Here is a 12213-nt window from a genome sequence, read left to right on the forward strand (position 1 = left end):
TTTGGCCGGTTTATTGTTCATATTTTTCCAGCAGCAATATTGCGCAGACCACTCCGTTTAATACAAAAGCTTACAAATGGAAATTGAAAGAATTTTACTGAGCCAAAGGGATTTTTTTACAACACAGCAAACTAAAAGTCTTGCCTTTCGGAAAATGTATCTCGAAAAGCTTAAGAATCTTATTATTTCCAATGAAAAAATGCTGTACGAAGCGATTAACAAAGATTTTGGAAAATCCGAATTTGATACTTTCACAACAGAACTATCTTTCATTCTGAATGATATCAACTATTATATCAAGAATTTAAAATCTCTTTCAAAGCCTAAAAAAGTAAGCACCAACCTTGTCAACCAATTGGGAAGCAGTAGAATCTACGCTGATCCATTGGGTTGTATTCTTGTGATTGGAGCCTGGAATTACCCTTACCAGCTATCCCTTTCTCCTGTTATTGCAGCAATGGCGGCAGGAAACTGTTGTATTCTTAAGCCCAGCGAAATTGCTGAAAACACTATGAAAGCGATGGCATTCATCATCAATCAAAATTTTCCGCCTGAATATTTGTATGTATATGAAGGGGGTATTGAAGAAACCACAGCTCTTTTAACATTAAAATTTGACAAAATATTTTTTACAGGAAGTACAAAGATCGGAAAGATTGTTTATAAAGCGGCAGCAGAACATCTTACCCCTGTAACTCTTGAACTGGGAGGAAAATCTCCGGCTATTGTCACCCAAAATGCCAATCTCGAAATGGCGGCGAAAAGAATTGTATGGGGAAAGTTTCTCAATGCCGGGCAAACCTGTGTAGCTCCCGATTATCTGTTGGTAGAAGAAACCATTCAGGAACAGTTTCTGGAAATGCTCAGGAAATATATCAAAGAGTTTAAATATGAACCGGACTCCGAGCAATACACAAGAATTATCAACCAAAGAAATTTTCAGCGCCTTGTGCGTCTTATTGATCAGGAAAAAATCTATTCGGGAGGAAATTTTGATGAGGAAAAACTATATATAGAGCCTACTATTCTGAACCCTATCAATTGGAATGACGAAATTATGCAGGAAGAAATTTTTGGTCCCCTCCTGCCGGTCATCAGCTTTCAAAGTTACAACGCAGCACTAAACTCTATTTTAGAACTTGAAAAGCCGTTGGCGGCTTATCTTTTTACCAATAATTCAGAAGAAAAAGAAATTTTTACCCGAAAACTGTCTTTCGGAGGAGGCTGCATCAATGATACAGTGATGCATCTGAGCAATGACCATCTGCCATTTGGAGGCGTGGGGAGCTCGGGAACAGGAAATTATCATGGGAAATATGGTTTCGAAACCTTTTCACATCAAAAATCAGTTCTTGAAAAAGCCACATGGGGCGAACCTAATATCAAATATCCACCATATTCTGAGAAAAAATTAAGCTGGATTAAAAAATTCCTGTAAGTTCAGAGATTATTATTTTCTCTCAGACCTTGCTGATTGCGCCGATTTCTTATAATACCTGCTGCATTTTAAATAAACCATACTACAGATTCTGACAAAACATATGTAGAGAAATAAAAAACTGCCTCATTTCTGAAGCAGTTTTTCGAATTTTTATCCCTTTTTAGGAGCCCAGGTAGTAAAGAATTCTTTTACTTTATCTTTACTGTACCCTTTTCCTTCTTCTAAAACATCACTCTGCTGAACTTTGATCATTTTTCCATCTTTGTCTAAAATGATAAACACTGGATATCCAAATTTATCACCCGGATTACCATATTGAGCAAAAATTTTCTCATTCTTATTATCCGGAGAATAATTCAGGTGATAATACAGATAATTCTTGTCTACAACTTCCTTCAGTTCAGGGGTAGTCTGTACAAAATTGTTAAAACGAAGACACCAGATACACCAGTTTCCACCAGCCTGGATCATTATATTCTTTCCTTCTTTCTTAGCCTGAGCTACCAATTTATCAATATCAGCCTGAGCATCCGCTTTCGGATCATATGGCTTTGGCAGCTTGGCTTTTTCTTCAGCAGCTTTTTTCTTTGCTTCTAACTCTTTCTGCTCAGTAGGCACTATAAGAGCTGTTTTTTGCTTTCCTTTATCAGGCATATTCTTTACATCCTGTGAAAAAGCAAAAGCACTCAATCCCAGAGAAGCGAAAATTATCAATTTTTTCATAATATAAAAGTAAAAAAATAATATTTATCCTTCTGCAAAAATAGAACCATAATTTTATTATCACTAAATTTGCGTGTTTTATGAATTTCCTAATCAAAATATTATACTTAGTCTCTAAGCTTCCGCTTAAAATATTATATATTTTTTCGGATGTCATCTTCTTCCTGAATTATTATCTGGTAGGATACAGAAAAGAGGTCATTACCCAAAATCTGAGAAAGTCTTTCCCTGATAAATCGGAAGAAGAAATTAAAGAGATCCGAAAAAAATTCTACCTTAATTTTTCAGATTATCTGGTAGAAACTATCAAATCTTTCAGTATTTCTGAGACAGAAGCCAGGGTGAGAATGCAGCATATCAATCAGGAACTGTTTCATGATGCTAAAAAGGAAGGTAAAAACATTATCCTTCTGGCAGGACATGTCTTCAACTGGGAGTGGATCAATGCATTGGCAAAGATTGTTCCTCAGGCACATTGCCATCCTGTATACAGAAAGGTAAATAATGATTTTTGGGAGAATCAGATGAGAAAGGTCCGTAATAAATTCGGAAATGAAGCATTGGAAGCTAATGAAGTCATTCTGAATATTTTCAGATCTAAAAACAATGGAGATTCAGCCTATATGTTTGTGGCAGATCAGACGCCCCACTTCGCACATGTCACATACGGATTAGAGTTCCTGAATCAGAGAACTCCTGCTTTTGTCGGATACGATAAGCTGGCTACCAGAATGGATCTTGTTTTCATCTATTGTGAGATGAAGAAGGTAAAGCGTGGCCATTATCAGGTAAATTATCACAGAATCTATCCTGATGGAGAAAAGTTTACTGAAAATGAAGTCGTAAGAAAGTTCCATAAATTATTGGAAAACACATTACACAAACATCCGGACAACTATCTTTGGTCACACAGAAAATGGAAGTATCAGGACTCTATCAAAAATTTTGATTCTGAAAAAAAATAGATTGACATGCAGAAAAAACTGGCAGTTGCCATCTTAAACTGGAATGGCAGAAATTGGCTTGAAAAATTTCTTCCGGGTGTGGTTCAATGTTCTCAGAATGCAGATATTTTTGTAATTGACAATCTTTCTACGGACGATTCCATTGAATTTCTTCAAAAGAATTTTCCCACAGTAAACATTATTAAAAACGATAAAAATTATGGATTTGCAGGAGGTTATAATGAAGGATTGAAAGCCATTCCCAATGAATATTACTGTCTTCTCAATTCTGATGTAGAAGTTACTGAGAACTGGACAGAACCTGCTTTGGAATTATTGGAAAAAAATCTTTCCATTTCAGCCGTACAGCCAAAAATTTTATCTTATCATAACAGAAGTTATTTTGAATTTGCGGGAGCTGCCGGCGGCTTGATAGACAATCTTGGATATCCTTATTGCAGAGGACGGATTTTTGATAATCTGGAAGAGGATAAAGGCCAGTATAATGATGAAACAGAGATCTTCTGGGCGTCAGGATGCTGCTTTTTCATTCGTTCAAAAGACTTCTGGGAGCACAATGGTTTTGACGCCAGATTTTTTGCTCATCAGGAAGAAATCGACCTTTGCTGGAGACTCATTAATTCAGGAAAAAAGATTTATTATACGGGAAAATCCAAAATTTATCATGTAGGTGGTGGAACACTTAACAAACAGAGTGCACAAAAAACGTTTTTAAACATCAGAAATAACCTTTCTATGATGCTTAAGAACCTTCCCTTTCCCCAATTGATCTGGCTGATATTCTTCAGATTATGCCTTGATGGTGTTGCAGGAGTTTATTTTGGATTAAAACATGGTTTTCCACATCTGTGGGCCGTTGTAAGAGCTCATTTTGGATTTTATGGACAACTTCCGGGAACATGGAAACTTCGTCAGAAACATCAGAAGAGTGATTTCTATCAATCAAAATGGTTGATTTTTAAACACTTTTTGGGTGGAAGGTGATAGGCGGCAGATGATAGGTTGCTGGTAATAGGGATTAGGGAAAATTACAGTTTTCTTTTCTTATTATGAACTAAAACTCATTAAGTAAAAATTCATAACTTCAATTAACCTTGAACATTAAACTCTAAGCAAGAGAAAACAGTAACAAGCAAAAAAAACAACCAGCAACTTATAATAAAAAAACAATGGATTTCTGTGCAATAGATTTTGAAACGGCCACTCACGAGAAAAGTTCAGCGTGCGAAATGGGGATATGTGTGGTACAGGATTCTAAGATTGTAGAGACTAAAACCTGGCTGATCAAACCTCCGAGTTTTCCTTATTTCAATAAATTCAATATTGCCGTTCATGGGATTCAGCCGGAAGATGTAAAAGATGCACCTACTTTTGATGAGATATGGTATGAAGCCCAGGATATGATGTACGGAAGCCTTATGATTGCACATAATGCGGGATTTGATGCTTCTGTGTTAAGAGGATGTTTGGAGCATTATGGGATGTTTACTCCCCAGCTCAACTATTTGTGCAGCATACAGCTTGCCAAGAAGTCATGGAACTATCTTCCGAAATATGGTTTGAAACCTTTGGCAGAGTATCATAAAATTGATTTTACCCACCACAGAGCAGGGGCAGATGCTGAAGTATGTGCAAAAATCTCTCTACTGGCTTTTGAGAAACTGTTTCTCACCAGTAATGATGAAGTAAATGAGTATTTGAAAGCGAAAATCAAAAAGCTTTAATAAGAACCCGGGTTCTTAGTCTGCCATCTATTAATCATTAATTACTCAACACCTCGGATAACAGATTAAATTTCGGAATATCAATTTCAAAAGTCTCCTGTGTTTCCAGGTTTTTCACCAGGTATTTTCCACTCATATTACCTACTCCGGAACGAAGCATTACATTGGAGAAATAAGCGAAATTTTCGTTTGTCCCTATTTCAGGAGTCAGGCCGATTACGCCGTCTCCTATAATCTCTGTGTATCCAAATCCTACATCAAAAATCAACCATTTTCTTTTCAATACTTTGATAGGAAAGCTTCCGTCATTTTCTATCGTGATATTATATTTAAAAACGTAACGGTTTTCGGATGGATAACTGTTTTTACTATCATATTCAGGTATTACTGAAACTTTGATATTGGAAGTCATTTTTGAAAACATCATTGTAGCATTTTCTTAATAAATACAAAAATCTCGCCTTTTTAAGGCGAGATTATATAATTTATATTATAATTTCATTAAAACTATAATCCAAGGCCTTTTCTTTCGTCACCACCCATTAGTATTTCAACAGGATTGTCGATACCTTCTTTTACCGCTACAAGGAATCCTACAGACTCTTTTCCGTCAATAATTCTGTGGTCATAAGACATTGCTACATACATCATTGGTCTGATTACTACCTGTCCGTCAACCGCAACCGGTCTCTGGATAATGTTGTGCATTCCTAAGATTGCAGATTGTGGAGGGTTGATAATTGGGGTAGACATCATAGATCCGAAAGTACCACCATTTGTAATAGTGAATGTACCACCAGTCATTTCATCAACCGTAATTTTACCGTCTCTTACTTTGGTAGCAAGATCTTTAATGTTGGCTTCAACTCCGCTGAAAGACATGTTTTCTGCATTTCTCAATACAGGAACCATTAATCCTTTAGGACCTGAAACTGCAATTGAAATATCGCAGAAATCGTAATTGATTTTGAAATCACCGTCAATAGATGCGTTTACATCCGGGTACATTTGTAAAGCTCTTGTAACCGCTTTAGTAAAGAAAGACATGAAGCCAAGTCCAACTCCGTGTTTCTGAGCAAATTCTTCTTTATATAGTTTTCTTAATCTGAAGATTTCAGACATGTCCACTTCGTTGAAAGTCGTCAGCATAGCTGTTTCGTTCTTCACAGAAACCAGTCTTTGTGCGATTTTTCTTCTTAAAACTGAAAGTTTAGTTGTAGTGGTAGTTCTAGCACCTGTAGCTGTCATCGGGCTTCCTCCTAATGCAGGAACAGCCGCTAATTCAGCATCAGTTTTAGTAATTCTTCCATCTCTTCCTGTTCCTGAAACCTGAGCAGCATCCATTCCTTTTTCATCAAGGATTTTCTTAGCAGCCGGAGATGGAACTCCTGTTGCATAAGTTTGTGGGGCCGCTACCGGAGCCGCAGGTTTTGGAGCTTCTTGTTTCGCAGGTTCAGCAGCTTTCGGAGCTTCTTCCTGTTTTGGAGCTTCAGCAGCAGGTGCAGCACCTTCTGGTCTTGCAGCATCCATATCAATTAAACAAACTACCTGACCTACCTGTACTACATCACCTTCTTCTGCCTTTAAAGTGATAATACCACTTTGTTCTGCCGGCAATTCAAGAGTTGCTTTATCGGAATCCACTTCGGCGATAGGTTGATCTTTTTCTACATAATCACCATCTTTTACAAGCCAAGTTGCAATTTCAACTTCTGTAATTGATTCGCCCGGTGAAGGAACTTTCATTTCTAAAACTGACATATCGAGTATTTTTTATTTTTTAATTGGATATTATTTAAATTAAGCTGTAACTGGTCTTTTTGCAGGAGCATCATCTCTGTCGAAAACTCTGTTGATCACTGCATTCTGGTTTTTCTCAAACATTTTGTGACTACCTGGGGCTGGAGCACCGCTTGGTACCGGAGCAACCACCTGGATTCCTGTATCTCTGAAGTTTCTCAGGATATAAGACCAAGCTCCCATGTTTTCAGGTTCTTCCTGAGCCCAAACCAATTGTTTTTTGTTTTCGTATTTGTTGAAGATCGCTTCAATAGCATCTGTCTGAAGTGGATATAACTGCTCGAATCTTACCAATGCTATATTTTCACAGTTCAGTTCTTCTTTCTTCGCCAATAATTCAAAGTACAGTTTACCTGAACAAAGAACTACTTTTTCTACTTTTTTAGGATCTGCAGTTGGATCGTCCAAAATAGGCTGGAATGTACCGTTTGCAAAATCTTCAATCGGAGAAACCACTTTAGGATGTCTCAATAAAGATTTAGGGCTCATTACGATCAATGGTTTTCTGAATCCCCATTTCAACTGTCTTCTCAATAAGTGGAAGTAGTTGGCAGGTGAAGTAATATTTGCTACGACCATGTTTTCATTGGCACAAAGGGTAAGGAATCTCTCCAATCTTGCTGAAGAGTGCTCAGCACCCTGTCCTTCTGAACCATGAGGCAATAACATTACCAATCCGTTCTGGATTTTCCATTTTTCTTCTGCTGCAGCAAGGTACTGGTCAACAATAATCTGAGCCCCGTTTACGAAATCTCCAAACTGAGCTTCCCAAATCGTTAATGTATTTGGAGAAGCCATTGCATATCCGTAATCGAAACCTAAAACACCATATTCTGAAAGGTGAGAGTTGAATACATCAAATCTGCTTTCTGATACGTGTCTTAGCGGGATATATTCTTCTTCTGTATCTTCTGTTTTTACTACCGCATGTCTGTGGGAGAATGTACCTCTTTCCACATCTTCTCCGGAGATTCTTACGTTGTGACCTTCTACAAGTAGTGTTGCATACGCTAACCACTCTCCTAACGCCCAGTCTAATGAGTTTCCTTCAATAGCTTTGATACGGTTTTCAAAAAGTCTTGTAATTTTATTGATGAATTTTTTATCAACAGGAAGTGTTGACATTTTCAATGCTAATTCTTTCAGCTTTGCGGCATCATATTTTGTATCCACCGGCAACTGAACCGCACCTCTCTTTCCGATCGGATAGTTAGTCCAGTCTTCAGCCATGAACAGATCCATTACGTTCTTTTCAATTTCTTTTGAAGCATCAAAATCTTTATCTAAAAGGGCTTTGAATTCCGTTTCCATTTTAGCAATCACATCATTGGAAGTAACGCTGTCTTTAAGTAATTTATCTTTATAAATTTCTCTTGGGTTCGGGTGTTTTGAAATTGTTTTATATAAGTTAGGCTGAGTGAATCTTGGTTCATCACCTTCGTTATGTCCGTATTTTCTATATCCTAAAAGGTCGATATAAACATCTTTTCCGAATTTCGCTCTGAAATCAGCAGCAAAATGGATGGCATGAACAACAGCTTCAGCATCGTCAGCATTTACGTGCATTACAGGAGATTCCGTAACTTTTGCAATGTCTGTACAGTATGTTGAAGATCTTGCATCCATATAATTGGTTGTAAATGAAACCTGGTTATTTACAACGATATGAACGGTACCACCTGTTCTGTATCCTTCCAGAGTCATCATCTGAGCCACTTCGTAAGCAATACCCTGTCCGGCAATAGCTCCGTCACCGTGAATGATGATGGGTAATACTTTAGAATAATCTTTGTATTTGTCGTCTACTTTTGCACGGCAGATCCCTTCTACCAAAGCAGCCACTGTCTCAAGGTGAGACGGGTTTGGAGTAAGGTTGATACACACTTCTTCTCCTGAAGCAGTTTTGATCTTTTTAGATGATCCTAAGTGATATTTAACGTCACCTGAGAATACGTCTTCTTCAAACTCCTTCCCTTCAAATTCTGAGAAGATCTGCTTGTAAGATTTCCCGAAAATATTGGTTAGTACGTTGAGTCTACCTCTGTGGGCCATTCCTAATACCACTTCATCTACTCCCAATTGAGAAGATCTTGAGATCAACTGATCCAAAGCCGGAATTAATGTTTCACCTCCTTCTAATGAGAATCTTTTTTGTCCTACAAATTTTGTGTGAAGATAGTTTTCAAAAGCAACCGCCTGATTTAATTTTAATAAAATCTCTGTTTTTTCGTTTGCAGAAAGGCTTGGGTGGTTTTCATTTACCTGAAGCCATTTTTTGATGAAATCTTTTTCTTCAACGTTGTTGATGTGCATATACTCTACCCCAATAGAGTCACAGTAGATGCTTTCAAGGTGTTTGATCAAATCTGCCAAAGTAGCAGGTTCTTTCATTCCTGTTTCTACAGCGCAGTTGAATTTTGTATTTAAATCTTCTTTAGAAAGACCGAAGTTCTCGATGTCTAAAGTAGGTGTATAGTGTCTTCTTTCTCTAACCGGGTTAGTTTTTGTAAAAAGGTGCCCTCTTGTTCTGTAAGCCTCAATAAGGTTTACTACTTTAAATTCTTTCTTGATGTGCTCAGGAACTTCTCCGTTAGATACCGCCTGAGAAATCTGTTGTTGTACTGCCGGAGCAGCGTTGGCTGAAGCCTGAATAAACTGAGTGTTATCGTCATCTCCGTAGTTCTCCAAAGCAAAATCGAAGCCTTGAAAGAAGGCTTTCCATGATGGTTCTAGGGAGTCCGGGAATTTTAAGTACTGTTGGTATAAATCCTCAATTAACTGAGAATGAGCTGCGTTTAGGAATGAAAATCTGTCCATTATTACAGTTTATCTATTTATTAAAATTTATTTGTAGAATTAATCTTCAAATTTAATAAAAAAAACCGAGTTAGAACAGTCTGAAACCGTTAAAAAAACTTAAGAAAAAAATAAATAAATAAAAATCACTTATACACTGATAATGAGAGCTTCATGTTCACGTCCTGTCCTTCCATGGGACGTTCAATAAAGGTCTGACGGATATCTCCGAAGCGCATCTCGTCTTTTTTGGCTTTCTGAATCAGCTGCTGAATTGCCCGAATTCGTCCCTCATAGTTCCCTTTGTAGTACATGACGTAATTTTGAGACGGATTTACGGACCTAAAATTGAAATTATTGTCCGACACTCCGATTTTCTTAGAAAGCGGAATTCCCAGGAAATAAGAAACTTCTTTATCTTTATAATTGTCCGCATCAGTGATCAGGATGGGATATCCGAATTCATCATCTCTCTTTCCCATATCCATCGTCACAAAGTTATAAGCTTTATTATAATTCATTACGATATTTCTGTAGAGCGCATCTTTCTTATTTGAAGTACTTACATTGATCCCAAGCAGCAGTTTATCTTCTTCATTTTCCACCATCAGGCTGTCATATTTGATCGCTGCCATCTGATTGTCTTTTTCTACTTTATTTCCTAAAGAATTTTTAAGATTCATCATGCTTTTATTGATGTTTTCAGCAAAACGGTCTTCAGTCCAGAAGTTTTCTACTCTTTTCCAGACAGGTAGCTTGGGGGTATGTACATACCAGATGATTTTTGTTTTTTCTGCAGAAACTGGTTTAAATTTAACATCAACCAGTGTTGGGTTTTCATTTTCATCCTCAAAAAGCTGATATTTCAATGTTTTATTAAGATTCTCATACCTGATGAACATTTCCCCATCGGTATTATTTTTAGCATCCACATAGCTGATGGCACTTCCCTGTCCTTCGTAAGGCGTATAATAATCAATATCAATAGATTGCGAACTGGTAAAAAAGTTATTCCATCTTGTGAAATTCTGCAGATTATTAAACTGGGCAAAAACCTTATCTACCGGATAATCAATCTCTTTTTCAATGGTGAAATTTTTACTTTCGTCTACAAAATAATACATGGAAGCAGCATAAGCTCCTCCCAATAAAACAATGATAAAAGTTAATATCTTAAAAATACGCATCGCACAAAAATAGTATAAATAAAAAGAGTGAACAATATGCTGATCACTCTGATTGTATGTTTAACAATAATTAACCTAGTTATAGGCTGGAGGCTGGATGAGGGAAGCTGGAGGTTACTATTCGGTGGATAATTACTAATCATTTTTTGATTAAAAATATTCAACCTCACCTTATAACCTGAATTTTATATGATAAGATTACTGTTTCTGCTCCAGTATTAATAACTTCCATCTTCCTTACTGCTAGCCCACATGTGTTCCGGGAGCAATTACAGCGCCTTTCTTCACCACAACAATCCCGTCCTGTACGGAATAGGTTCCGTAGTCTCCATCCGGAATATGTTTTCCTCCGATGATTTTCACATTATCTCCGATGTAACAGTTTTTGTCAAGAATTGCTTTTTCTATATAGCAGTATTTTCCGATTCCCATATTAGGGCGCCCAGCTCTGTCATTCAGCACAATTTCTGTGGTATTCTGGTAAAAATCTGCTCCCATCACATAGGAATTTACAATGGTACTGCCTTTGTCTATTCTTGTTCTGTTTCCGATTACTGAATTTTCAATTTTATCAGCCATAATGATACATCCGTCTCCAAATACAGCCTTACTTACATAAGAACCATTGATTTTTGAAGGCGGAAGCATCCTTGCTCTGGTATAAATAGGAGAAGAAGAGAAAAGGTTAAACTGAGGCAGATCCAGGCAAAGGTCAAGATTGGCTTCGTAGAAAGATTCTATAGTTCCTATATCCGTCCAGTATCCTTCATACTGATAGCTTAATGTCTTGTATTTTCCAATAGAGCTCGGAATAATATCTTTTCCGAAATCATCACCAGCTCCTTCATCAAACATCTTTTTAAGGATAGTCTTAGTGAAGATATAGATTCCCATGGAAGCCAGGAATTCTTTTCCTGCATGTTTATTTTCTGCTGAAACTTCAGACTTCATGCCTTCCAGCATATCATAATCCGGCTTTTCATAGAAAGAGGTAATATTTCCTTCATCGTCCGATTTTAAGATCCCAAAACCTGTAGCATCTTTTGCATTTACCGGGATTGTAGCAATGGTAAGATCGCCTCCGTTTTCAATATGAAAATCAAGCATTTCCCTGAAATCCATCTGATACAGCTGATCTCCTGAAAGAATCAGAATATAGTCATAATCATACTTTTCAAGATGCTTCATTGATTGTCTTACGGCATCTGCAGTCCCCTGATACCAGCTCTCGTTTTCTACGTTCTGCTCAGCAGCCAGAATATCGACGAATCCTTTACTGAAGATATCAAAGTGATAAGAATTCTTAATATGTGAATTGAGGGAAGCAGAATTAAACTGCGTCAAAACCAGGATCTTATTTAATCCTGAATTCAGGCAGTTTGAAATAGGAATATCTACCAACCTGTATTTTCCCGCGATAGGCACTGCCGGTTTCGATCTGGAATATGTTAACGGGAATAATCTTGTTCCCCTGCCTCCTCCTAAAACAATGGAGATTACATTTCGATTCATAAATATCTTGCGTTTTTTATTGAGTTTATTGTTCTGTTCTTAGTGTTCAATGCTGTTTTTAAGCA

Annotated in this window: 10 protein-coding genes; 4 read left to right on the top strand and 6 right to left on the bottom strand. The window is 37.2% G+C overall.

All coding sequences use genetic code 11. The features are described from left to right. Positions 1-76 precede the first annotated feature (76 nt). The gene (locus tag FW781_RS02535; RefSeq protein ID WP_149385972.1) at positions 77-1438 is read left to right on the top strand and encodes an aldehyde dehydrogenase; all 1362 of its coding nucleotides are present in this window, start codon (positions 77-79) and stop codon (positions 1436-1438) included. A 153-nt stretch (positions 1439-1591) separates the two neighbouring features. Here the strand turns inward: FW781_RS02535 and FW781_RS02540 are convergent, their stop codons facing one another. Continuing rightward, entirely contained in the window at positions 1592-2164 is a 573-nt protein-coding gene (locus FW781_RS02540) for a thioredoxin family protein (RefSeq protein WP_149385973.1), read from the bottom strand. Positions 2165-2244: 80 nt separating this feature from the next. On the opposite strand from FW781_RS02540, the gene FW781_RS02545 reads away from it, so the two are divergent. From FW781_RS02545 to FW781_RS02555, 3 genes are all read left to right on the top strand, one after another. Further along, positions 2245-3129: a lysophospholipid acyltransferase family protein gene (locus tag FW781_RS02545; RefSeq protein WP_149385974.1), complete on the top strand. Its 885-nt coding sequence runs from the start codon at positions 2245-2247 to the stop codon at positions 3127-3129. 6 nt (positions 3130-3135) lie between these two features. Then, entirely contained in the window at positions 3136-4113 is a 978-nt protein-coding gene (locus FW781_RS02550; protein ID WP_149385975.1) for a glycosyltransferase family 2 protein, read from the top strand. Positions 4114-4298: 185 nt separating this feature from the next. Next, positions 4299-4853 (top strand): 3'-5' exonuclease, encoded by a 555-nt coding sequence (locus FW781_RS02555; protein ID WP_149385976.1) that lies wholly within the window; start codon positions 4299-4301, stop codon positions 4851-4853. A gap of 37 nt (positions 4854-4890) precedes the next feature. Here FW781_RS02555 and apaG read toward each other — a convergent pair whose 3' ends face one another. The 5 genes from apaG to FW781_RS02580 form a co-directional block, all read right to left on the bottom strand. Next, the gene (gene apaG, locus FW781_RS02560; protein WP_149385977.1) at positions 4891-5280 is read right to left on the bottom strand and encodes a Co2+/Mg2+ efflux protein ApaG; all 390 of its coding nucleotides are present in this window, start codon (positions 5278-5280) and stop codon (positions 4891-4893) included. 80 nt (positions 5281-5360) lie between these two features. Then, complete coding sequence (gene odhB / locus FW781_RS02565) at positions 5361-6614, bottom strand: 2-oxoglutarate dehydrogenase complex dihydrolipoyllysine-residue succinyltransferase (RefSeq protein WP_149385978.1); 1254 nt, start codon at positions 6612-6614, stop codon at positions 5361-5363. Between the two features lie 39 nt (positions 6615-6653). Then, positions 6654-9470, bottom strand: a complete 2817-nt coding sequence (locus tag FW781_RS02570; RefSeq protein ID WP_149385979.1) for a 2-oxoglutarate dehydrogenase E1 component — start codon at positions 9468-9470, stop codon at positions 6654-6656. Positions 9471-9595: 125 nt separating this feature from the next. Next, a complete protein-coding gene (locus FW781_RS02575; RefSeq protein ID WP_149385980.1) occupies positions 9596-10636 on the bottom strand; it encodes an SRPBCC domain-containing protein in 1041 nt (346 codons plus the stop codon). Between the two features lie 243 nt (positions 10637-10879). Further along, positions 10880-12148 (bottom strand): glucose-1-phosphate adenylyltransferase, encoded by a 1269-nt coding sequence (locus FW781_RS02580; RefSeq protein WP_149385981.1) that lies wholly within the window; start codon positions 12146-12148, stop codon positions 10880-10882. Between the last annotated feature and the right edge of the window lie 65 nt (positions 12149-12213).

Source organism: Chryseobacterium panacisoli, from assembly GCF_008274625.1.
GTDB lineage: Bacteria > Bacteroidota > Bacteroidia > Flavobacteriales > Weeksellaceae > Chryseobacterium > Chryseobacterium panacisoli.